This window comes from Ferrovibrio sp., assembly GCF_046297895.1.
Taxonomy (GTDB): domain Bacteria; phylum Pseudomonadota; class Alphaproteobacteria; order Ferrovibrionales; family Ferrovibrionaceae; genus Ferrovibrio.
Map to the genome: position 1 here is coordinate 1 of NZ_JBKBHC010000005.1, position 21,369 is coordinate 21,369.

The 21,369-nt window shown below is 61.7% G+C and carries 34 protein-coding genes and 1 pseudogene; 33 read left to right on the forward strand and 2 right to left on the reverse strand.

Annotated elements, in window-relative coordinates; translation table 11 throughout:
• From tuf to rplQ, 28 genes and pseudogenes are all read left to right on the forward strand, one after another.
• Positions 1-125: pseudogene (tuf, locus tag ACK4FK_RS09090) on the forward strand (elongation factor Tu); the annotation flags it as partial.
• A gap of 29 nt (positions 126-154) precedes the next feature.
• Positions 155-463, forward strand: a complete 309-nt coding sequence (gene rpsJ, locus ACK4FK_RS09095; protein ID WP_144257943.1) for a 30S ribosomal protein S10 — start codon at positions 155-157, stop codon at positions 461-463.
• 13 nt (positions 464-476) lie between these two features.
• Complete coding sequence (gene rplC, locus ACK4FK_RS09100) at positions 477-1,160, forward strand: 50S ribosomal protein L3 (RefSeq protein ID WP_409744200.1); 684 nt, start codon at positions 477-479, stop codon at positions 1,158-1,160.
• Between the two features lie 24 nt (positions 1,161-1,184).
• Positions 1,185-1,805: a 50S ribosomal protein L4 gene (gene rplD, locus ACK4FK_RS09105; RefSeq protein WP_409745011.1), complete on the forward strand. Its 621-nt coding sequence runs from the start codon at positions 1,185-1,187 to the stop codon at positions 1,803-1,805.
• On the forward strand, positions 1,802-2,095 hold the full coding sequence (locus tag ACK4FK_RS09110; RefSeq protein WP_409744203.1) for a 50S ribosomal protein L23: 294 nt from the start codon (positions 1,802-1,804) through the stop codon (positions 2,093-2,095). Before rplD ends, ACK4FK_RS09110 begins: the two co-directional genes overlap by 4 nt.
• Positions 2,096-2,099: 4 nt before the next feature.
• Positions 2,100-2,936, forward strand: a complete 837-nt coding sequence (gene rplB / locus ACK4FK_RS09115; RefSeq protein WP_374304707.1) for a 50S ribosomal protein L2 — start codon at positions 2,100-2,102, stop codon at positions 2,934-2,936.
• A gap of 19 nt (positions 2,937-2,955) precedes the next feature.
• Complete coding sequence (gene rpsS / locus ACK4FK_RS09120; RefSeq protein WP_409744206.1) at positions 2,956-3,231, forward strand: 30S ribosomal protein S19; 276 nt, start codon at positions 2,956-2,958, stop codon at positions 3,229-3,231.
• Between the two features lie 2 nt (positions 3,232-3,233).
• On the forward strand, positions 3,234-3,665 hold the full coding sequence (rplV, locus tag ACK4FK_RS09125) for a 50S ribosomal protein L22 (RefSeq protein WP_409744209.1): 432 nt from the start codon (positions 3,234-3,236) through the stop codon (positions 3,663-3,665).
• Positions 3,665-4,369: a 30S ribosomal protein S3 gene (gene rpsC / locus ACK4FK_RS09130; RefSeq protein ID WP_409744212.1), complete on the forward strand. Its 705-nt coding sequence runs from the start codon at positions 3,665-3,667 to the stop codon at positions 4,367-4,369. The genes rplV and rpsC overlap by 1 nt, the downstream gene beginning before the upstream one ends.
• Positions 4,370-4,386: 17 nt before the next feature.
• Positions 4,387-4,806, forward strand: coding sequence for a 50S ribosomal protein L16 (gene rplP / locus ACK4FK_RS09135; RefSeq protein ID WP_409744215.1), 420 nt, complete (start codon positions 4,387-4,389; stop codon positions 4,804-4,806).
• A gap of 3 nt (positions 4,807-4,809) precedes the next feature.
• Complete coding sequence (gene rpmC, locus ACK4FK_RS09140) at positions 4,810-5,007, forward strand: 50S ribosomal protein L29 (RefSeq protein ID WP_409744219.1); 198 nt, start codon at positions 4,810-4,812, stop codon at positions 5,005-5,007.
• A gap of 10 nt (positions 5,008-5,017) precedes the next feature.
• A complete protein-coding gene (rpsQ, locus tag ACK4FK_RS09145) occupies positions 5,018-5,254 on the forward strand; it encodes a 30S ribosomal protein S17 (RefSeq protein ID WP_409744222.1) in 237 nt (78 codons plus the stop codon).
• A 34-nt stretch (positions 5,255-5,288) separates the two neighbouring features.
• Positions 5,289-5,657 carry a 50S ribosomal protein L14 gene (gene rplN / locus ACK4FK_RS09150; RefSeq protein ID WP_374304712.1) on the forward strand — a complete coding sequence of 123 codons (369 nt, stop codon included), beginning with the start codon at positions 5,289-5,291 and terminating at the stop codon, positions 5,655-5,657.
• A gap of 3 nt (positions 5,658-5,660) precedes the next feature.
• Positions 5,661-5,984 (forward strand): 50S ribosomal protein L24, encoded by a 324-nt coding sequence (gene rplX, locus ACK4FK_RS09155; protein ID WP_409744226.1) that lies wholly within the window; start codon positions 5,661-5,663, stop codon positions 5,982-5,984.
• 26 nt (positions 5,985-6,010) lie between these two features.
• On the forward strand, positions 6,011-6,541 hold the full coding sequence (gene rplE / locus ACK4FK_RS09160; protein ID WP_409745012.1) for a 50S ribosomal protein L5: 531 nt from the start codon (positions 6,011-6,013) through the stop codon (positions 6,539-6,541).
• A 20-nt stretch (positions 6,542-6,561) separates the two neighbouring features.
• A complete protein-coding gene (gene rpsN, locus ACK4FK_RS09165; RefSeq protein ID WP_409744229.1) occupies positions 6,562-6,867 on the forward strand; it encodes a 30S ribosomal protein S14 in 306 nt (101 codons plus the stop codon).
• A gap of 13 nt (positions 6,868-6,880) precedes the next feature.
• Entirely contained in the window at positions 6,881-7,276 is a 396-nt protein-coding gene (gene rpsH, locus ACK4FK_RS09170; RefSeq protein WP_409744232.1) for a 30S ribosomal protein S8, read from the forward strand.
• Positions 7,277-7,288: 12 nt separating this feature from the next.
• Positions 7,289-7,822, forward strand: a complete 534-nt coding sequence (gene rplF, locus ACK4FK_RS09175) for a 50S ribosomal protein L6 (RefSeq protein WP_409744234.1) — start codon at positions 7,289-7,291, stop codon at positions 7,820-7,822.
• Between the two features lie 11 nt (positions 7,823-7,833).
• Positions 7,834-8,205, forward strand: a complete 372-nt coding sequence (rplR, locus tag ACK4FK_RS09180) for a 50S ribosomal protein L18 (RefSeq protein ID WP_409744236.1) — start codon at positions 7,834-7,836, stop codon at positions 8,203-8,205.
• A gap of 16 nt (positions 8,206-8,221) precedes the next feature.
• Positions 8,222-8,800: a 30S ribosomal protein S5 gene (gene rpsE, locus ACK4FK_RS09185; protein WP_409744239.1), complete on the forward strand. Its 579-nt coding sequence runs from the start codon at positions 8,222-8,224 to the stop codon at positions 8,798-8,800.
• A 5-nt stretch (positions 8,801-8,805) separates the two neighbouring features.
• Complete coding sequence (gene rpmD, locus ACK4FK_RS09190; RefSeq protein ID WP_409744242.1) at positions 8,806-9,006, forward strand: 50S ribosomal protein L30; 201 nt, start codon at positions 8,806-8,808, stop codon at positions 9,004-9,006.
• Between the two features lie 51 nt (positions 9,007-9,057).
• Positions 9,058-9,573: a 50S ribosomal protein L15 gene (rplO, locus tag ACK4FK_RS09195; RefSeq protein WP_409744245.1), complete on the forward strand. Its 516-nt coding sequence runs from the start codon at positions 9,058-9,060 to the stop codon at positions 9,571-9,573.
• Between the two features lie 84 nt (positions 9,574-9,657).
• Complete coding sequence (secY, locus tag ACK4FK_RS09200) at positions 9,658-11,004, forward strand: preprotein translocase subunit SecY (RefSeq protein WP_409744248.1); 1,347 nt, start codon at positions 9,658-9,660, stop codon at positions 11,002-11,004.
• Positions 11,001-11,651, forward strand: coding sequence for an adenylate kinase (locus tag ACK4FK_RS09205; RefSeq protein WP_409744250.1), 651 nt, complete (start codon positions 11,001-11,003; stop codon positions 11,649-11,651). The genes secY and ACK4FK_RS09205 overlap by 4 nt, the downstream gene beginning before the upstream one ends.
• Before the next feature lie 189 nt (positions 11,652-11,840).
• Positions 11,841-12,218, forward strand: coding sequence for a 30S ribosomal protein S13 (gene rpsM, locus ACK4FK_RS09210; RefSeq protein WP_300296592.1), 378 nt, complete (start codon positions 11,841-11,843; stop codon positions 12,216-12,218).
• Between the two features lie 38 nt (positions 12,219-12,256).
• Complete coding sequence (gene rpsK / locus ACK4FK_RS09215; RefSeq protein ID WP_298727782.1) at positions 12,257-12,649, forward strand: 30S ribosomal protein S11; 393 nt, start codon at positions 12,257-12,259, stop codon at positions 12,647-12,649.
• 139 nt (positions 12,650-12,788) lie between these two features.
• A complete protein-coding gene (locus ACK4FK_RS09220; RefSeq protein ID WP_300296595.1) occupies positions 12,789-13,805 on the forward strand; it encodes a DNA-directed RNA polymerase subunit alpha in 1,017 nt (338 codons plus the stop codon).
• 35 nt (positions 13,806-13,840) lie between these two features.
• Positions 13,841-14,260 carry a 50S ribosomal protein L17 gene (rplQ, locus tag ACK4FK_RS09225; RefSeq protein WP_409744254.1) on the forward strand — a complete coding sequence of 140 codons (420 nt, stop codon included), beginning with the start codon at positions 13,841-13,843 and terminating at the stop codon, positions 14,258-14,260.
• A 72-nt stretch (positions 14,261-14,332) separates the two neighbouring features.
• On the opposite strand, the gene ACK4FK_RS09230 is transcribed toward rplQ, so the two are convergent.
• Positions 14,333-14,902, reverse strand: coding sequence for a PAS domain-containing protein (locus tag ACK4FK_RS09230; protein ID WP_409744257.1), 570 nt, complete (start codon positions 14,900-14,902; stop codon positions 14,333-14,335).
• Positions 14,903-14,972: 70 nt separating this feature from the next.
• On the opposite strand from ACK4FK_RS09230, the gene ACK4FK_RS09235 reads away from it, so the two are divergent.
• From ACK4FK_RS09235 to ACK4FK_RS09255, 5 genes are all read left to right on the forward strand, one after another.
• Entirely contained in the window at positions 14,973-16,331 is a 1,359-nt protein-coding gene (locus ACK4FK_RS09235; RefSeq protein ID WP_409744259.1) for a DegQ family serine endoprotease, read from the forward strand.
• Positions 16,328-17,656: a replication-associated recombination protein A gene (locus ACK4FK_RS09240; RefSeq protein ID WP_409744261.1), complete on the forward strand. Its 1,329-nt coding sequence runs from the start codon at positions 16,328-16,330 to the stop codon at positions 17,654-17,656. Before ACK4FK_RS09235 ends, ACK4FK_RS09240 begins: the two co-directional genes overlap by 4 nt.
• Before the next feature lie 119 nt (positions 17,657-17,775).
• Positions 17,776-18,138 carry a hypothetical protein gene (locus ACK4FK_RS09245; RefSeq protein ID WP_409744264.1) on the forward strand — a complete coding sequence of 121 codons (363 nt, stop codon included), beginning with the start codon at positions 17,776-17,778 and terminating at the stop codon, positions 18,136-18,138.
• Positions 18,139-18,180: 42 nt separating this feature from the next.
• The gene (locus ACK4FK_RS09250; protein ID WP_409744267.1) at positions 18,181-19,164 is read left to right on the forward strand and encodes an RluA family pseudouridine synthase; all 984 of its coding nucleotides are present in this window, start codon (positions 18,181-18,183) and stop codon (positions 19,162-19,164) included.
• Positions 19,152-20,474 (forward strand): DUF3422 family protein, encoded by a 1,323-nt coding sequence (locus ACK4FK_RS09255; RefSeq protein WP_409744269.1) that lies wholly within the window; start codon positions 19,152-19,154, stop codon positions 20,472-20,474. The genes ACK4FK_RS09250 and ACK4FK_RS09255 overlap by 13 nt, the downstream gene beginning before the upstream one ends.
• Here ACK4FK_RS09255 and ACK4FK_RS09260 read toward each other — a convergent pair.
• Positions 20,471-21,343, reverse strand: a complete 873-nt coding sequence (locus ACK4FK_RS09260; RefSeq protein ID WP_409744272.1) for a LysR family transcriptional regulator — start codon at positions 21,341-21,343, stop codon at positions 20,471-20,473. The genes ACK4FK_RS09255 and ACK4FK_RS09260 overlap by 4 nt on opposite strands.
• Positions 21,344-21,369 lie beyond the last annotated feature (26 nt).

Genomic DNA, 21,369 nt, shown 5'->3' on the forward strand with positions numbered 1-21,369 from the left:
GCGACAACGTGGCGATGGACGTCGAGCTGATCGCGCCGATCGCCATGGACGAGGGCCTGCGCTTCGCCATCCGCGAAGGCGGCCGCACCGTCGGCGCCGGCGTCGTCGCCAAGATCATCGCCTAAGCGACGCCGTCTAGCTGGGACAGAGGACCATGGACAGTCAAAACATCCGCATCCGTCTGAAGGCGTTCGATCATCGCGTGCTCGACCAGAGCACCAGCGAGATCGTCAGCACTGCCAAGCGTACGGGTGCCCGCGTGCGGGGTCCAATCCCGCTGCCGACCCATATCGAGCGGTTCACGGTGAACCGTTCGCCGCACGTCGACAAGAAGTCGCGCGAGCAGTTCGAGATCCGCACTCACAAGCGGTTGCTCGACATCGTCGACCCGACCCCGCAGACGGTGGACGCGCTGATGAAGCTCGACCTCGCCGCCGGCGTGGATGTCGAGATCAAGCTGTAAGGGAAGCGAACCCATGCGGACCGGATTGGTTGCACGCAAGCTGGGGATGACCCGGCTGTTCACGGAGGACGGCACGCATGTGCCGGTTACCGTGCTGAAGGTGGACAACTGCCAGGTGGTGGCGCAGCGCACCGAGGAAAAGGACGGCTACACGGCCATCCAGCTCGGCGTCGAGGCGGCTAAGCCGAAGAATGTTTCGAAGGCGCTGCGCGGGCATTTTGCCAAGGCTAGCGTCGAGCCGAAGCGCAAGCTCGTCGAGTTCCGCGTTCCGGCCGATGCATTGGTTGATGTCGGTGCCGAGTTGTCGGTCGAGCATTTCGTCGTCGGCCAATATGTCGATGTGTCGGGCTCGACCATCGGCAAGGGCTTCGCCGGCGTCATGAAGCGCCACAATTTCCGCGGTCTTGAAGCCTCCCACGGCGTCTCGATCAGCCACCGCAGCCATGGTTCGACTGGCCAGCGCCAGGATCCGGGCAAGGTGTTCAAGGGCAAGAAGATGGCCGGCCATATGGGCGACCGTAACCGCACCCAGCAGAACCTGCAGGTGGTGCGTACGGATGCCGCGCGTGGCCTGATCATGATCAAGGGCAGCGTTCCGGGCTCCGAGGGTCAGTATGTCGTCGTTCGCGATGCGGTGAAGAAGCCGCGCGCGAAGGACCTGCCGATGCCGGCCGCCCTCAAGGCCGCTGCGAAGTAAGGGTATAGCATCATGGCCGATACCATCGAAGTCGCGGTGACCACGCTGGAGAACAAGGACTCAGGCAAGCTTTCGCTGTCCAAGGCCGTGTTCGGCCTGCCACCGCGCGCCGACCTGCTGCAGCGTTACGTGATCTGGCAGCTTGCCAAGCGCCAGCAGGGCACCCACAAGACCAAGACCTATGGCGAGGTTGCCGGCTCGACCCGCAAGATCGTCAACCAGAAGGGCAGTGGCGGCGCCCGCCACGGCGGCATCCGCGCACCGCAGTTCCGCGGTGGCGGCAAAGCCTTTGGCCCGGTTCCGCACAGTCACGCGATCGACCTGCCCAAGAAGGTCCGCAAGCTCGCGCTGAAGACCGCGCTGTCGACCAAGCTGGCCGAGGGCAAGCTGAAGGTTGTCGATAACGCCGTTCTGCAGGTTGGCAAGACCAAGGAACTGGCTGGCAAGCTGAAGGGCCTGGGCCTGGAGAGCGCGCTGGTCATCGACGGCAAGACGCTGGACGAGAACTTCGCCCGCGCCGTGCGTTCGCTCCGCCATGTCGATGTGCTGCCGGAGCAGGGCGCCAATGTGTACGACATCCTGCGCCGCGACACCCTGGTTCTGACCAAGGCCGCGGTCGAGGCTCTGGAGGCTCGCCTGAAATGAGCAATATCAATCACTACGACGTGATCCTCGCGCCGGTGATCACCGAGAAGGCGACCCGTACCTCCGAGTACAACCAGGTCACCTTCAAGGTGCCGCTGACCGCCACCAAGCCGCAGATCAAGGCCGCCGTCGAGGCGCTGTTCAAGGTCAAGGTGAAGGCGGTCAATACCCTGCGCGCAAAGGGCAAGACCAAGATGTTTCGTGGCGAGCCGGGCCAGCGCTCGGACTGGAAGAAGGCGATGATCACCCTCGCCGACGGCCACAAGATCGACGTGACGACGGGGATCTAAAGCCATGGCATTGAAGACTTACAAGCCGGTTACGCCGTCGACCCGCGGCCTCGTGCTGATCGACCGCTCGCAGCTCCACAAGGGCCGCCCGGTCAAGGAACTGACCGAGGGCCTGAAGAAGACTGGCGGCCGCAACCATTTCGGTCGTATCACCACCCGCCATATTGGCGGCGGCCACAAGCGCCGCTACCGTATGGTCGACTTCAAGCGCCGCAAGTTCGACATCGGTGCCACCGTCGAGCGGATCGAGTATGACCCGAACCGCACCGCGTTCATCGCGCTGATCAAGTACGATGACGGTGAGTTGTCCTACATCCTGGCCCCGCAGCGCCTAAAGGCTGGCGACCGCGTGGTGGCCGGCGAGAAGGCCGATATCAAGCCGGGCAACGCGATGCCGATGAAGTCGATTCCGGTCGGCACTATCATCCACAACGTCGAGCTCAAGCCCGGCAAGGGTGGTCAGATGGCCCGTTCGGCTGGCAGCTTCGTGCAATTGGTCGGCAAGGATCAGGGTATGGCCTTGGTTCGCCTGGCTTCGGGCGAGCAGCGTCTGGTGCAGGCCGAATGCATGGCCACCATCGGCGCCGTGTCGAACCCCGATAACCAGAACACCAAGCTGGGCAAGGCTGGTCGCAAGCGCTGGATGGGCATCCGTCCGACCGTTCGCGGTGTTGCCATGAACCCGATCGACCACCCGCATGGTGGCGGTGAGGGTCGTACCTCGGGCGGTCGCCATCCGGTGACCCCGTGGGGCAAGAACACCAAGGGCAAGCGCACCCGCAACAACAAGCGGACGCAGAAGATGATCCTGCGCCGCCGCCCGTCGGGCAAGCATAGCTGATCGGGCTAGGAGGTAGATCGTGACACGTTCTGTCTGGAAAGGCCCGTTTGTTGACGGGTATCTGCTGAAGAAGGCCGACAAGGTTGCGTCGTCGGGCCGCAAGGAGGTCATCAAGACCTGGTCGCGGCGCTCGACGATCATGCCTCAGTTCGTCGGCCAGACCTTTGGCGTTCATAACGGCAATAAGTTCATCCCGGTTCTGGTGACCGAGGAAATGGTCGGGCACAAGTTCGGCGAGTTCGCGCCGACCCGCACCTTCCACGGCCACACCGCTGACAAGAAGGCGAAGAAGTAACCATGGGCAAGCAGGCGCGCGAATCCCGCCTCGGCGAGAACGAGGCCATGGCCGTGGGGCGCAACATCCGTGTTAGCCCCCGCAAGCTGGGTGTGGTGGCCGGTCTGATCCGCGGCAAGCGGGTTGAATCGGCCCTCTCCGAGCTGACCTTCTCCAAGCGGCGCATCGCCAAGGACGTCAAGAAGGTCCTGCAGTCGGCGATTGCCAATGCCGAAAACAACCACCAGCTCGATGTCGACCGTCTGGTCGTTGCCGAAGCCAGCGTGGGCAAGGGTCTTGTCATGAAGCGCTTCCACGCCCGCGCCCGCGGCCGTGGCGCGCGCATCCTGAAGCCGTTCAGCCACATCACCATCGTGGTGCGCGAGCGCGAGGAAGAGAAGAAGGCTCCGGCCAAGGCCAAGAAGGCCGAGGCGAAGAGCGGGGAGCAGGCGTAATGGGTCAGAAAGTCAATCCGGTCGGGCTCCGTCTCGGCATCAACCGCACCTGGGATTCCCGCTGGTATGCCGGCGACAAGGAATATGCCGGCCTGCTGCATGAGGATCTGAAGATCCGCAAGTATCTGGAGCAGCGCCTGGCCCAGGCTGGCGTGGCCCGCATTGTCATCGAGCGGCCGGCCAAAAAGGCCCGTATCACCATTCACTCGGCGCGTCCGGGCGTGGTGATCGGCAAGAAGGGCGCCGACATTGAAAAGCTGCGCTCCGACCTGGCCAAGATGACCAAGTCTGAGGTGCACCTGAATATCGTCGAGATCCGCAAGCCGGAACTGGATGCCAAGCTGGTGGCTGAGAACATTGCCCAGCAGTTGGAGCGTCGCGTTGCCTTCCGTCGCGCCATGAAGCGCGCGGTTCAGTCCGCCATGCGTCTGGGCGCCGGTGGCATCCGCATCAATTGCGGTGGCCGCCTTGGCGGTGCCGAAATCGCCCGCGTCGAGTGGTACCGCGAAGGCCGCGTGCCGCTGCATACCCTGCGTGCCGATGTTGATTTTGCCCGCGCCACGGCGAAAACCGCCTATGGCTCGTGCGGTGTGAAGGTGTGGGTGTTCAAGGGCGAGATCATGGCCCATGACCCGATGGCGCAGGACAAGCGTATGGCCGAGCAGGCCCAGGGTCCGGCCGGCCATCAGGGTCGCCAGGGTTGAGCCGGGAGTAACCAGACATGTTGCAACCGAAGCGTACAAAATTCCGTAAGGCCTTTAAGGGCCGCATCAAGGGTGTCGCCAAGGGCGGTACAGACCTCAATTTCGGTGCTTTTGGCCTGAAGGCGATGGAACCCGCGCGCGTCACGGCCCGTCAGATCGAGGCCTGCCGCCGCGCGATCACCCGCCACATCAAGCGCCAGGGCCGCATGTGGATCCGTGTTTTTCCGGATGTTCCGGTATCGAAGAAGCCGGCCGAAGTCCGTATGGGTTCGGGCAAGGGCTCGCCTGAATTGTGGGTGTGCCGCATCAAGCCGGGCCGCGTGATGTTCGAACTTGACGGCATTCCGGCGGCGCTGGCCAAGGAGGCTTTCGCCCTGGGCGCTGCCAAGCTGCCGATCCGCACCAAAGTCATCACCCGCCTGGGTGAGGGAGCGTAAGTCATGAAGGTCAAGGAACTGGTCGGCAAGACCAAGGACGAGCTGAGCACCAAGCTCGCCGATCTGAAGAAGGAGCAGTTCAATCTGCGCTTCCAGAAGGCGACGGGTCAGCTGGAGAACACCGCGCGCGTCACCCAGGTGCGCCGCGATATCGCCCGTGTGCGTACCGCCCTGCACAAGCAGGCGGCGGCCAAGGCGTAAGGAGAGAAAGATGCCGAAGCGCGTATTGCAGGGCGTCGTGGTGAGCAACAAGGGCAACAAGACCGTCGTCGTCAAGGTCGAGCGGCGGATCATGGATCCCGTTTACAAGAAGTTCATCCGTCGTTCGAAGAATTACCACGCCCACGACGAGAATAACTCCCGTAAGGAGGGCGAGGTTGTGTGGATTCAGGAGTCGCGGCCCATCTCGAAGCTGAAGCGGTGGGTTGTCGTCGAGAACGCCTCCTAAAGACACCAAAGATATTTAGCGAGGTACAGGTCCAATGATCCAAGTGGAAACCAATCTCGACGTCGCCGATAATTCGGGCGCACGCCGGGTCCAGTGCATCAAGGTGCTGGGTGGAGCCAAGCGCCGGACGGCACAGGTCGGCGACATCATCGTGGTGTCCGTCAAGGACGCCATTCCGCGCGGTCGCGTGAAGAAGGGCGACGTGCATCGTGCCGTCATCGTTCGCACCGCCAAGGAGATCCGCCGCCCCGATGGCAGCGCGATCCGCTTTGACCGCAACGCCGCGGTGCTCATCAACAAGCAGCAGGAACCGATTGGCACCCGTATCTTCGGGCCAGTGACCCGCGAGCTGCGTGGCAAGGGCCATATGAAGATCATTTCGCTGGCGCCGGAGGTGCTCTGAGCCATGGCTGAGAAGCTTAAGATCAAGAAGGGCGACAAGGTTGTCGTGATCACTGGCCGGTCCAAAGGCGTGACTGGCGAGGTGATGAGCGTGAACCGTCTGACCGATCGCGTTGTCGTCGCAGGCGCCAACAAGGTGACCAAGCATGTCAAGCCGAGCCGGACTGCGGCCGGCGGCATCGAGGAGCGCGAGGCCGGCCTGCATATTTCCAACGTGATGATGGCCGACCCGAAGGATGGCAAGCCGACCCGCGTTGGCGTGAAAACCCTTGATGACGGCCGCCGCGTGCGCTTTGCCAAGCGCTCGGGCGAAGTCATCGATCGCTGATGGAGGCTGAGATGGCCAATCCGCGCATGAAAGACATGTACGAAAACCAGGTTCGTAAGCAGCTGATCGAGAAATTCGGCTACAAGAACCCCATGGAAGTGCCGAAGATCGACAAGATCGTCGTCAACATGGGCGTAGGCGAAGCTGCCCAGGACTCTAAGAAGGTGCAGGCTGCTGCTGCCGAGCTGGCCGCCATCACCGGCCAGAAGCCGGTTCTGACCAAGGCCCGCAAGGCGATCGCTAATTTCAAGCTGCGCGAAGGCCAGGCTGTTGGCTGCAAGGTCACTCTGCGGCGCGAGCACATGTACGAGTTCTTGGACCGTCTGATTAACATCGCGCTGCCCCGCGTCCGCGATTTCCGCGGCGTGAACGGCAAGAGCTTTGATGGCCGCGGAAACTACGCGCTCGGCCTTAAAGAGCAGCTGATCTTCCCGGAGATCAACTACGACAAGGTCGACGCCACTCGCGGCATGGACATCATCATCTGCACCACGGCGAAGACGGACGAGGAGGCCAAGGCCCTGCTGGCCGGTTTCCGCATGCCGTTCATGAACTGAGCCGAGAAGGGACCGCTGATATGGCAAAGACGAGTTCCGTCGAGAAAAACGAGCGCCGCCGCAAGATGTCGGCGCAGTACGCGGCCAAGCGCGCCAAGCTCAAGGCCGCGATCAAGAACAAGAACGTAACCCCGGAAGAGCGTTTCGAGGCGGCCTTGAAGCTGGCCGAACTGCCGCGCAATTCCGCGAAGATCCGCGTGCGTAACCGCTGCGAACTCACGGGCCGTCCGCGCGGCACCTATCGCAAGCTGAAACTGTCGCGCAACATGCTGCGTGAACTGGCCTCGAGCGGCCAGATCCCCGGCATGGTCAAGTCGAGCTGGTAAGGAGAGCAGACACATGGCTCTGACCGATCCCCTGGGCGATCTGCTGGCCCGTATCCGTAACGGCCAGCAGGCGGGCAAGGCGACCATCGCCTCCCCGGCCTCGAAGCTGCGTATGAACGTGCTCGAGGTGCTGAAGAAGGAAGGCTATATCCGCGGCTATGAGCTGCAGGAAGATGGCAATAAGCGTAACCTGCGCATCGAACTGAAGTATTACGAGGGCGAGCCGGTGATCAAGGCGATCGACCGCGTCTCGAAGCCTGGCCGCCGCGTCTATTCGGCGATCAAGGACCTCGGCAAGGTTCGTGGCGGTCTCGGGATTTCGATCCTGTCGACCCCGCGCGGTGTGATGTCCGATGTCGAGGCCCGCGCTGCCAATGTTGGCGGCGAAGTCCTCTGCCGCGTGTTCTAAGGAGTCTGAACCATGTCGCGTATCGGCAAGCATCCGGTTCCGGTGCCGCAGGGCGTGCAGGTCCAGTTGGCCGGCCAGACCCTGACCGCCAAGGGCCCGAAGGGTGAGCTGAAGCTCACCATCGTGGAAGATCTCGATGTCGCTCTCGCCGACAATAAGATCACCGTCAAGCCGCGCCAGGCCACCCGCCGCGCCCGCTCCATGTGGGGCATGCAGCGCACGCTGGTGAACAATCTGGTCAAGGGCGTCAAAGACGGCTACAGCCGCGAACTTGAAATCAACGGCGTCGGCCTGCGTGCGGCGATGCAGGGCAAAAACCTGCAGCTCAACATGGGCTTCAGCCATGAAGTGATCTATCCGATCCCGGCGGGTATCGAGATCAAGGTGGAAAAGCCCACCTCGATCAAGATCTCGGGCGCGGACAAGCATCTCGTCGGCCAGGTCGCTGCGGAAATCCGCGCGATCAAGCCGCCCGAGCCCTATAAGGGCAAGGGCATCAAGTATGTCGACGAGACGATCCTGCGCAAGGAAGGCAAGAAGAAGTAAGGAATGCCGTCATGAGCCAGAAGACTCGCCTGAACGCTCTCAACGAGCGCCGCAAGCAGCGCAACCGCACCAGGATCGTCGCCGCCGCGCATGGTCGTCCGCGCCTGAGCGTGCATCGCTCGTCGCGTTATATCTATGCCCAGGTCATCGACGACGTGAAGGGTGTCACCCTGGCGGCTGCTTCGTCGCTGGAGCCGGGCATTCGCGGTTCGCTGAAGACTGGTGCTGACAGCAAGGCGGCCTCTGAGGTCGGCAAGCTGATTGCCGAGCGTGCCAAGGCCGCCGGTGTCACCGACGTCACCTTCGACCGCGGTGCCTATCTGTATCACGGGCGTGTCAAAGCGCTTGCCGAGGCGGCTCGCGAAGCTGGCCTGAATTTCTAAGAAAGGTTTGGGTACTATGGCTGCTACTCAACGAGCTGAACGGGGCGAGCGGGAACGCGGCGGCGAGCGCGGTGCGGACCGCGAGCGCGGCGATAACGAACTCGTCGACAAGCTGGTCAGCATCAACCGCGTCGCCAAGGTGGTGAAGGGCGGTCGTCGCTTTGGTTTTGCTGCCCTGGTGGTGATCGGTGATCAGAAGGGCCGCGTCGGTTACGGTTCGGGCAAGGCCCGTGAAGTGCCGGAAGCGATCCGCAAGGCGACCGAACACGCCAAGCGCAACATGATCCGCGTGAACCTGCGCGAAGGCCGCACTCTGCATCACGACATCGAAGGCCGGCATGGCGCTGGCAAGGTTGTTCTGCGCGCTGCCCCTCCCGGCACTGGCATCATCGCCGGCGGCCCGATGCGCGCGGTTTTCGAAACCCTTGGTGTCGCTGACGTGGTGACCAAGTCGCTCGGTACCTCGAACCCGCACAACATGGTGAAGGCGACCTTCGAGGCACTGAAGCAGCTGAACGCTCCGCGTCACATCGCCGCGAAGCGCGGCAAGAAGGTTGGCGACATCCTCGGTCGCCGCCCCGAGACTGAGGAGTAAGGGTTATGGCGAAGGCGAAAGCTGCAGCTGGTAAGACTGTGAAGGTCACCTGGATCCGGTCCGCGAACAAGCGGACTGTAGACCAGCAACAGACCCTGGTCGGCCTTGGCCTGCGTAAGCTCAATCAGACCCGTGAGCTGGAGGATACTCCCTCGGTGCGCGGCATGATTGCCAAGGTCCAGCACCTGGTACAGGTCGAAGGCTAAGGAACAAGTGGCCGGCATTGATCTGCCGGTCCGAGCGGAAGGGTTAGCAACATGCGTCTCAATCAGATCGCCGACAATCCGGGCGCCCGCAAGGAGCGCATGCGCGTTGGCCGCGGCATCGGCTCCGGCAAGGGCAAGACCTCGGGTCGTGGCGTCAAGGGCCAGAAGGCACGTACCGGCGTCAGTATCAAGGGCTTTGAAGGCGGTCAGACCCCGATCTACCGTCGTCTGCCGAAGCGCGGCTTTAATCCGCTGAATCCGATCTCCTACGAGACCGTGAACATTGGCCGTCTGCAGGCTGCGATCGACAAGAAGAAAATCGACGCCTCCAAGCCGATTGACGAAGCGGCGTTGAAGGCGGCCGGCCTGTGTTCGCGTAAGTCTGGCGGCGTTCGCCTACTGGGCACCGGCGAGTTGAAGTCGAAGGTCACCATCACGGTCAGCGGCGCTTCGGCGACCGCCAAGTCTGCGGTGGAGAAGGCCGGCGGCAGCATCACTGTGCTGATTGCGCCGAAAGCCGAAGCTGAGCCGAAGGCCGACAAGAAGGCTAAGGGCAAGAAGAAGTAAGACCTCATGGGTCGATTACGACGGGGCAAGGGCCCCGTCGTTCTTATTGTTAAGTTCACGCGGTCGGATTTTTAGGGCTCGGACATGGCATCGGCAGCGGAACGCATGGCAGGCAGCCTCAATCTCGGGGCCTTTGCCAAAGCGACCGAATTGAAGAAGCGCATCTGGTTCACGATCGGCGCACTGATTGTGTACCGTCTTGGTACCTATATTCCTCTGCCCGGCATCGATCCCATGATCATGGCGGACATTTTCCGCCAGCAGGCCGGGGGAATCCTCGGCATGTTCAACGTTTTCGCCGGTGGCGCGCTCGAGCGCATGACCATCTTTGCGTTGAACATCATGCCCTATATTTCGGCCTCGATCATTGTCCAGCTACTGACGGCCGTTTCGCCACATATGGAAGCCTTGAAGAAAGAAGGCGAAGCCGGTCGCAAGAAGCTGAACCAGTACACCCGTTACGGCACCGTGTTTCTGGCTTTGATCCAGTCCTATGGCATTGCCGTCGGTTTGGAGGGTATGACTGGTAGCCGCGGTGGCGCAGTTATCGACCCAGGGATGTTCTTTCGCCTGACCACGGTTATAACCCTGACGGGCGGCACGATGTTCCTGATGTGGCTGGGTGAGCAGATCACTCAGCGTGGAATCGGTCAGGGCATCTCGCTCATCATCTTCGCCGGCATTATTGCCGAATTGCCGCGAGCGTTGGCTGCTACGCTCGAACTGGGGCGCACCGGTGCTCTCAGCACGTTCTTCATCCTGTTCCTGCTGGTGCTGATCGTTGCCGTGATCACCTTCATCGTATTCATGGAGCGGGCCCAGCGCCGTATCTTGGTGCAATATCCCAAGCGTCAGCAGGGCGCCCGCATGTTCGGGGGTGAGAGTTCGCACCTGCCGCTTAAACTGAACACCTCCGGCGTCATACCGCCGATCTTCGCTTCATCGCTGCTGTTGATGCCCGCAACCGTCGCCCAGTTCAGTGCCGGCTCAGGGGCACCCGGCTGGGTTACCACGATCACCACTCTGCTCGGCCATGGGCAGCCTCTCTACATGGCGACCTATGTGGCTCTGATTGTTTTCTTCTGCTTCTTCTATACCTCCGTTGTGTTCAATCCGAACGACACGGCTGATAACCTGAAGAAGCATGGTGGTTTCGTGCCAGGTATCCGCCCGGGGCAGCGTACGGCCGAGTATTTCGACTATGTGCTCACCCGGCTGACCGTGGTTGGCGCGATCTACATCTCGGCTGTCTGCTTGCTGCCAGAATTGCTGATCTCGCAGTATTCGGTACCGTTCTATTTCGGTGGCACTTCGCTGCTGATCGTGGTCAGCGTGACCATGGATACCGTGGCGCAGATCCAGTCGCATCTGCTGGCGCATCAGTATGAGGGCCTCATCAAGAAGGCCAAACTGAGGGGGGCGAGGAAATGAGGCTGATCCTGCTCGGACCGCCAGGCGCCGGCAAAGGCACCCAGGCGCAGCGCCTGACCACCAATCAGGGCCTTGTCCAGCTATCCACCGGAGACATGCTGCGGGCTGCGGTCAAGGCCGGTACCGCCATCGGCCTGAAGGCCAAGGCCGTCATGGACAGCGGCGCTCTGGTTTCGGATGAGATCGTAGTCGGTATCATTGCCGAACGGATCGATCAGCCGGACTGCCGGAAGGGCTTCATCCTGGACGGTTTCCCGCGTACGACCAAACAGGCCGAGGCCCTGGACAAGATGCTGGCCGAGCGCAAGCTCAAGCTCGACGCTGTCATTGAAATGAAGGTCAATGATAGCGTTTTGGTTGAAAGAATTACGGGTCGATTCACCTGTGGCAAGTGTGGCGCCGGATATCACGACAAGTTCCAGCCGACCAGGCAGCCCGGCGTCTGCGACCGTTGCGGCTCGACCGAATTCACCCGACGGGCCGATGACAATGCCGATACCGTGGTTTCGCGGCTGAAGGCCTACCATGAACAGACCGCGCCGCTCCTGCCATACTACGAGGGCCGGGGTATTCTGAAGCAGGTGGACGGCATGGCTGAAATCGACGAGGTTACGCGACAGATTGAGGGCATTTTGGCCTCGCTCTGATTGCACTTAAGTAGTTGACTGAGTAGAGAGAGTTTCTATAATCGCGCCCCTTGGGCTAAGGGCGCGAGCAGGAAAAAAAGGCAGAGACCCCGACGTAAGTCTTTGACTTCGTTGGGTTTGTCTCGTGCCTTTGGGTTGCCCAAGGTGAGCGTTCCGGCCGGCCGGAACGTGTGATTCGAGGAGAAAAACGTGGCGCGTATCGCTGGCGTGAACATTCCGACCAACAAGCGGGTCGTGATCGCACTGACCTACATCTACGGCATCGGCCGGGTGAAGGCGAAAGAAATCTGCGAGAAGGTGGGGCTGCCGCCTGAGCGTCGGGTCAATGAACTGACCGATGCCGAGGTGCTGCAGATCCGCGAAACCATTGACCGCGACTACAAGGTCGAAGGCGACCTGCGCCGCGAGATCGCCATGGACATCAAGCGCCTCATGGATCTGGGCTGCTATCGTGGCCTGCGTCATCGCAAGGGCCTGCCGGTTCGCGGCCAGCGCACTCACACCAACGCCCGTACCCGCAAGGGCAAGGCGGTTGCCATCGCCGGCAAGAAGAAGGCGACGCGCTAAACCGTTAGACCCCGTTTTCCAAGGACTGCAGGATACCCATGGTCAAGGACAAGGCCGCGCGCCCCCGGCGCAAGGAAAAGAAGAACATCACCTCTGCCGTTGCGCATGTGAACGCTTCGTTCAATAACACGATGATCACCATCACCGACGCGCAGGGCAATACCATTGCCTGGTCGTCGGCAGGCAGCCAGGGCTTCAAAGGCTCGCGCAAGTCGACCCCGTATGCCGCCCAGGTCGCGGCAGACGTCGCCGGCCGCCGTGCTGCCGAGCATGGCGTGCGCACCCTGGAGGTCGAGGTTAAGGGCCCGGGTTCGGGCCGTGAGTCGGCTCTGCGTGCTCTTCAGGCCGTCGGCTTCGTTATCACCAGCATCCGCGACGTCACGCCGATCCCGCACAACGGCTGCCGCCCGCCGAAGCGCCGCCGCATCTGATCATTCGCGCCGGATGTCACCCGGCGCGTAAACAGAACAACGTGGCCGGCCACCCCGAACGAATTCAGGGGAGGCTGTTGCCGCAACCGAGGTGGTCTAGGCGGAGTGCCGCACCCGCCGCAACCGAACGAGGTTACAGGTGATCCAGAAGAATTGGACCGATCTGATTAAGCCGAACAAACTGGTGATCGAACCTGGCGCAGTGCCTGGCCGTACCGCCACGATCGTCGCTGAGCCGCTGGAGCGCGGTTTCGGCCTGACGCTCGGCAACGCGCTGCGTCGCGTGCTGCTGTCGTCCCTGCAGGGTGCTGCCGTCACGTCGATCAAGATCGACGGCGTGCTGCATGAATTCTCATCGATTCCCGGTGTGCGCGAGGATGTCACCGACATCGTCCTGAACATCAAATCGATGGCGCTGAAGATGCACGGCGAAGGCCCGAAGCGCATGCATCTCAATGCCCAGGGTCCGTGCGAAGTCACCGCGAAGATGATTGAGACCGGCCACGATATCGAGGTGATGGACCCGAGCCACGTGCTGTGCACGCTGGATGCCGGCGCCACCATCCGCATGGAACTTACGGTCGAAACCGGCAAGGGTTACGTTCCGGCATCCGCCAATCGTCCGGAAGACGCCCCGATCGGCCTGATCCCGGTCGATGCGCTTTACAGCCCGGTCCGCAAGGTTTCCTACAAGGTCGAGAACACCCGCGAAGGTCAGATCCTCGACTACGACAAGCTGACCATGCAGATCGAGACCAACGGCGCTATCAAGCCGGAGGATGCCGTGGCCTATGCGGCCCGCATCCTGCAGGACCAGCTGCAGCTCTTCATCAACTTCGAAGAGCCGAAGGCCGAGACCCGCGAGAAGACCTCTGCGGAACCGGAATTCAACCCGAACCTGCTACGCCGCGTCGACGAGCTGGAGCTGTCGGTGCGTTCGGCCAATTGCCTCAAGAACGACAACATCGTCTATATCGGTGATCTGATCCAGAAGACCGAGGCGGAGATGCTGCGCACGCCGAATTTCGGCCGCAAGTCGCTCAACGAGATCAAGGAAGTTCTGGCTCAGATGGGTCTGCATCTTGGTATGCATGTTCCCAACTGGCCGCCGGAGAATATCGAGGAACTGGCGAAGAAGCTGCAGGATCAGTATTGATCCTGTCCGCCTAAAGAAGATCGAGGAGAGTAGTCATGCGTCACCGCAATGCCGGCCGCAAGCTCAACAAGACCAGCGCACACCGTCGTGCCATGTTCGGCAATATGGCCGCGTCGCTGATCAAGCACGAGCAGATCACCACCACGCTGCCGAAGGCCAAGGAGCTGAAGCCGCTGATCGATAAGCTGATCACGCTCGGCAAGCGCGGCGATCTGCATGCCCGCCGTCAGGCCCTGTCTTTCCTCCCGGAAAAGGCAGCGGTGGATAAGCTGTTCTCGACGCTGAACCAGCGCTATGCCAGCCGCAGCGGTGGCTACAGCCGCGTACTGAAGGCCGGCTTCCGCTATGGCGATGCCGCACCGCTTGCAGTGGTCGAACTGGTTGACCGCGATCCGGCTGCCAAGGGCCTTGACTCCGGCCCGAAAGCCGAAACCGCGGAAGATGCAGCCGCCTGATCGGCCGCAGCTAAAGCAAATTAAAAACGGCGGGCCGGTTTCCGGGCCGCCGTTTTTCTTTTTGGCTAGGTTTTAATCGGTGTTGCCGGCCAGGTCGCCGGTATGTGCAGGGGAGAAGATCACGCCGACCAGGATCATCTCCACATTGTCCCGTCCTAGCGGCAGGATCAGGGACTGATGATCCATCGGCTGGTCGCCGATCAGGCCGCGCCGGCGGATCAGGGCCGGTTCACCATTTTCCATCACGCCCTTATAGACGTCGCGTACACGGGCGGCGAATTCTGGCCAGGGATGCTGGTCGTTGTATTTCCCGGTCATGTCAAACCCCTGCCGACGGGCGATCTCGCTGCCGAACAGGCGGTATCTGAAGCGCAGCGGGGCAGGTTCAATATCGATCAGGATCAGGCTCCCGAGGATGAATTTCAGGTCCAGCGGGTCAATATCCTCCCGCATCGGAAAACGCCTTTTGACCCGTCTGCCATCCCAGTAAGCGTATAGTTGCAGCAGAAGCGGCTGGTTAAGCTCGGAAAGTCCGGCTGATCCACTCATCATGCTGCCATTAATCCAGTCGGATGGTGAATGGGGCCTTAAAGCGTCGCCGCCCATTGAAAACCTTTCGGAAACATCCTTATTAAAAAGCATGTCCCGACAGCCTTTACCCAGCCGCCTCATCCTGATCCTGGCCGGACTTGTGGCCTTATTGCTGCCGGGCATGGCCGCGACTGTGGCCTTGGGGCAGCAACGCCTGCCGGCCAGCCGCAGCGAGGTACAGCTCAGCTTCGCCCCCCTGGTGCAGCGGGCGGCGCCAGCCGTGGTCAATGTCTATACCCGTCGGGTGGAACGGGTGCAGCGGCCCCCGTTATTCGACGATCCTTTTTTTCGTCATTTCTTCGGCAACCAGATGCCGTTCGGCGAGCCGCGCGAGCGCATTGCCCAGTCGCTGGGTTCTGGGGTGATCGTCGAGGCGGATGGCGTAATCGTCACCAACAATCATGTGATCGAGGGTGCCACCGAAATCGTGGTCGCCCTGGCCGACCGGCGGGAATTCGAGGCCCGGGTGATCGCAGCCGATCCCCGCGTCGACCTGGCCGTTCTGCGGATCGACACGCGCGGCGAAAACCTGCCCTTTCTTGAGTTCAGGGATTCCGACGAACTGCAGGTCGGCGATCTGGTGGTTGCGATCGGCAATCCATTCGGTGTCGGACAGACCGTGACGCAGGGCATTGTATCGGCCCTGGGTCGCACAGGCATTGGCGATGCCGATGCGCAGTCCTTCATTCAGACCGATGCCGCAATCAATCCGGGCAATTCCGGTGGCGCGCTGGTGACCATGGATGGCAAGCTGGCTGGCGTAAATACCGCGATCTATTCGCGTTCGGGCGGTTCGATCGGCATCGGTTTTGCGATCCCCGCCAATCTGGTTGCCTCCACCGTATCGAGTGCGCTGGCGGGGAAGGGGATCAAGCGGCCCTGGCTGGGTGCCAGTGGCGAGCCGGTGACATCGGATATTGCTGCGGGCCTCGGCATGGCGCGACCAGATGGTGTGCTGATTGGCGAGGTATATCGCGGTGGCCCTGCCGACCGAGCCGGATTGCGTGCCGGCGATGTAGTGCTGGCTGTCGACAACCGGCCCGTAAGCGATCCGCAGGCCCTGAAGTTCCGGATCTCCACGCGCAAGCTGGGCGAAACCGCCACACTAGAAGTGCTGCGTCGCGGCCAACGCGTGACTTTGCAAATGAATATGGCCGAAGCGCCGGAAACACCGCCAAGGGACATCACCTTGCTTTCGGGCAGCCAGCCCCTGGCCGGCGCCACGGTTGCCAACCTCTCGCCGGCGCTGGCCGTCGAACTCGGCTTTGATACCCTGGAGCAGGGCGTCATCGTCATGAATGTGGCTCAGGGTTCCACCGCTTACCGGCTGCGGGTACGGCCTGGTGATGTGGTGGTCAAGATCAACAACCGCGACGTAGCGGATGTACGCGGCTTGCAAAGCCTGTTGCGTGACACCGATCAGTGGACCGTGGTGCTCAAGCGTGGCAGGCAACTCCTCTCATTCAGCGTGCGGGCATGAGTGCCAACGGCGATAATCTTTTTGCGGCCGCTGGCCTGGAAACGGTGCCGGCCGGCCCGCTGGCTGACCGGCTGCGGCCGAAAAGTCTCGACGAGATCATTGGCCAGGATCATCTGTTGAAAGGCGAGGGGCCTTTGGCTCGCATGGTGCAGGCTAAAAAGCTTGCCAGCCTGATTCTGTGGGGGCCTCCGGGTACAGGCAAGACGTCAATAGCCCGCCTGCTGGCTGATGCCACCGGATTGGTCTTCGTTCCGCTCTCGGCTGTGTTTTCCGGAGTTGCCGATCTGCGCAAGGCGTTCGACGAAGCACGCAAGCGCCGCGTCCTTGGCCATGCCACTCTGCTATTTGTCGACGAAATCCATCGCTTCAATCGTGCGCAGCAGGATGGTTTCCTGCCTTATGTCGAGGACGGCACAGTGGTTCTGGTCGGTGCTACGACCGAGAATCCGAGTTTTGCCTTGAACTCGGCGCTGCTGTCGCGCGCTTCCGTGGTGGTGTTGCACCGGCTGGACGATGCGGCTTTGGAGGCCCTGCTGCAGCGCGCTGAGGCTATCGAACTGAGGACGCTGCCGCTGACCGGTGAAGCGCGTGCCGCCCTGCGAGCCATGGCTGATGGCGATGGTCGTTATTTGCTCAATATGGCGGAACAGATTTTTACGCTCCCGGCCGATGTGGCCCCGCTTGATTCGGAGCGTCTTGCTGAAACGCTGCAGAAGCGTGCTCCACTATACGACAAGACCCAGGACGAACACTACAACCTGATTTCTGCCCTGCACAAATCCATGCGCGGATCGGATGTTGATGCTGCCCTCTACTGGATGGCGCGCATGCTGGTTGGCGGGGAGGATCCGCTCTACATCTGCCGGCGGCTTGTCCGCTTTGCCGCCGAGGATGTTGGAATGGCCGATCCACAGGCCCTGTTGCAGGCTCTGGTCGCCAAGCAGATGTATGATTTTCTCGGTTCGCCAGAGGGCGAACTGGGACTGGCCCAGGCGGTAATCTATCTTGCCACAGCTCCGAAATCGAATGCCGCCTACAAGGCAGAAAGCCGCGCTAAGCGTGCCGCGCGCGAGCATGGCTCACTGATGCCGCCGATGCATATCCTGAATGCGCCAACCAAGATGATGAAGGAACTCGGTTACAGCAGCGGCTATGCTTATGACCACGATGCCGAGGATGGATTTTCCGGCCAGAACTATTTTCCGGCAGATATGGAGCGCCAGACTTTCTATCGCCCGGCGGAACGCGGTTTTGAACGCGAGGTCCTAAAACGTCTGGATTACTGGCAGAAGCTGCGGGCTCGTCGTCAGAATCAGGAAAAATGACTGAAAATCAAAACTTTACGGACGCAGATCAACACGCAACGGCTGACCGGTGCGATTAAGTACTATATAATACAAAAGTAATAATATCCCGACACGTTAACATAACGGAGCATATCTCGGTGCTGCAGCGCTTCAGCATCTTTGGCGGTTTGGCACTTGCCCTTCTGATCGCGGCAGGTCTGTACGCTTATGTAACCGGCCCCGGACGCGAGAAGCCATTCTACACACCAGGCAATATCCCGAGCCGCGAGGACTGCTTCTACCGCAAACTGGCGCAGTTCCAGAATATCAACCGCCAGATCATTTATCAGGTGGCGCAGGATTGCGAGTTGGAAGTGCAGTCGCTGGAAGGCCATGAGCAGATGCGGCAGGAATGGATCGAGCGTCAGGCTCAGAAAGCCCGCGAGCGTGCCGCACAGCCAGTCGAAGCGGCGCCTGAGGAGCCCAAAGAGCTTGACCGCGTGCGCCGCGTCTGGCGCTGAGTTCTTTTTGTTTCAAGGTATTCAATTTCTCTGAGTGGCAGGATGTCCCAGGTTTCCACCCGTACCGTCACCGATGGCGAGGCCGATCTCCGTCTCGACCGCTGGTTCAAGCGTCATTATCCCTGGCTTGGCCATGCCAAGCTGGAAAAGCTGTTGCGCACGGGGCAGGTGCGCGTCGATGGCGGCCGCGCCAAGGCATCCACGCGGCTGGAAGCCGGGCAGGCGATCCGGATTCCCCCGCTGGGTGAACCGCCGAAGGATGACGACAAGCCTCGTGAACCCAGGCCTGCGAAGGCCAGCTCGGAACGCATCGCCGAACTGGAAGCCGCCATCCTTCACAAGGATGATTCGGTGCTGGTCATCAACAAACCTCCTGGTCTGGCTACGCAAGGGGGCACGGGGCAGAGCGAGCATCTGGACGGCCTTCTGGGCTACCTGAAATTCGGCGCTGTCGAACGGCCACGACTGGTGCATCGTCTTGATAAGGATACCTCGGGCGTGCTGATGCTGGCCCGAACCCCTGCGGCCGCCGCGAAACTGGCCAACGCGCTGAAGACCCGCGAGGCGCACAAGCTCTACTGGGCTCTTGTGATGGGAGTACCCGAGCATCGCCAGGGCAAAATTCAGCTAGCGCTATCTAAGCTGCCGGGTGCAGCTGGCGAGCGCATGGTGGCTGACGAAGACGATGGCAAGAATGCGGTCACGCTCTACCGCACCGTTGATACGGCCGGCCGCCGCGCAGCGTGGCTGGCGATGGCTCCGCTCACCGGCCGGACGCACCAATTGCGCGTGCATGCGGCAGCCATGGGAACCCCTATTGTTGGAGATGGCAAATATGGCGGTGCCGAGGCCTATCTGACAGGCGGCGTCAGCCGCAAGCTTCATCTGCATGCGCGTGCCATTCGCCTGCCACATCCCGATGGCGGTTTTCTGCAGGTGCGTGCACCTTTGCCGCCTCACATGCAGGCAACCTGGGATTTCCTGGGCCTTGAGATCGACAAAGAGGCGGATGAATGGCTGGAATAGGGCCATTGCTGCCCGAGGGCCTGCGCGACCGGGCTCATCCCCTTCGGCCGGTTCTGGCTGGCGAGGTGCATGCACGGCCGCCTTTGCCATTGGCCGCACCGGCACGCGTGCTGCATCTTGGTCTGCTGCTGGATGCAGGTGAGGCATCTGCCGAGCATGAGCAGCTGGTCGCGCTCTGTCGGTATGCCGGGCAGGACGAACCGCCTCGCGGCGCGAAGCACGTGGCAATTCCGCTCAGTGCCGATGCGCATCTGATCTGGGAAAAACGGACCGAGTTCTCGACTTACACCCTTTATCTGCGGCGCCAGTCCGGTGCCGCGCTGGATCAGCGTTCCATGGCACTGCCGTTGCCGCCTGGCTGGCTGGATACGCTGCCCGGCAAACTCATGGTCAGTGCCGATGTGACCATTCTGGCACCCCAGGAACCCGAACCGGACGAAGCGCTGCTGCAACGCCTGTTCGATGGTCCGACCCTGGTGGCTAGCCATATCGCCAGCAACCATGCCACGGTCTGGACCGATTTTTTCCTTGGTGTCGACGATACCGTGCGGTTCCTGGTGCATGACCGTGGCCTGAGTGACGCCCAGCGGGGTCGGGCCGTGATGCGTCTGCTCGAAATCGAGACTTATCGCATGATGGCTCTGCTGGCTTTGCCGCTGGCCCAGCAAGTCGCGCCTCGCATAACCCAGCTCGAGCACGGCCTGGCCGCCTTGGCGAGCCGTATGGTCGACGTGGCGCATGAAAGCGAGCAAACGCTGCTGCGCGAGATTGCCGTGCTTGCGGCCGAGGTTGAGACTCTGGCGGTAGAGACGCCATATCGCTTCGGTGCCGCGCGGGCCTATCATGCGCTGGTCGAACGCCGCATCGCCGAGTTACGCGAGGGGCGCATCGAAGGGCTGCCGACCATCGGCGAATTCATGGAACGTCGCCTGTCGCCGGCCATGCGCACCTGCATCACCATGGCCGAGCGCATCGAGGGCCTGTCGCGCCGCGCCACCCGCATGGCCAACCTGCTGCGCACCCGTGTCGACGTTGCGCTGGAGCGGCAGAATGTCGAACTGCTCGATGCGATGAACCGGCGCTCGCATATGCAACTGCGCCTGCAGGAAACCGTCGAGGGGCTGTCGGTTGCCGCCATCACCTACTATTTCGTCGGCTTGGTCGGCTATGGGGCGCAGGCGTTGCATGCCATGGGCCTGCCTGTGGATAAGGAAATCGCCATTGGCGTCGCCATTCCGGTCGTTGCAGGCCTGGTCTGGTGGGGCTTGCGCCGTTTCCGGCGTTCCCTTCAGAAGGACGGACTGCGCTAGGCCGTCTTGTGCAGCAGCGGCCGGATTGCGGTCCCCAGAAAATCTGCCACGGCACGCACCCGCGGAGTTTTTCGCAAATCGCGATGCAGCACCAGCCATAATTCGCGGCTTACCGGCGGCCGGCCAGGTTCTGCGGCAAGATCGGTGAATTGTTGGCCGATGAATTCCGGCAGCAGCACGGCACAGGCTCCGGCCCGGGCCGCCGCTAGCAGGGGCAACATGCTATTACTGCGGATCACCGGCTGCAGGGTCTTCTGCTTTGCCAGCCACTGCGTTTCCGGCAGATCGGCCAAGCTTTCATCGAAGGCGGCGACAGCCGTTGGTTCCGCGGCATAGGGATTGCGATAGAGCCGGTATGGCACATCACCCAGCCGGCTGGCGAACAATTCCCCGCTTTGCGGCCGCGCCCAGCGGATCGCGATGTCGGCCTCGCGTCGGGCCAGGCTAAGCGAGCGGTGTTCGACGACAATCTCGATCCGCAGACCAGGCCAGCGCTGGCGCAACAATACCAGCTGGGGCGCTATGCAATGGCTGGCTATCCCCTCGGTACAGGTGATCCGTACATTGCCTTCTATGCGCTGTCCCCGCCCTGCATCGGCCAGGCGGCCCAGGCGCAGCAGAGGAGCCTCGACCTGCTCTGCGGCTTGCAGAACCGGGATGGCCTGTGCCGTGGGGCGATAGCCTCTTGCCCGGCGCTCGAACAGCACAATGCCCAGGCCGGCTTCCAGGGCCGCAATGCGTCGCGCGACAGTGGCATGGTTCACTTTCAGCAGCCGCGCGGCAGCAGATAGGCTGCCCTGTCGCGCAAGGGCCAGGGCATAGCGCAGGTCGTTCCAGTCGATTTCATCTGTGCGATTTTGAACAATCATAGGGCAATCTTACTGAATTCGCACAC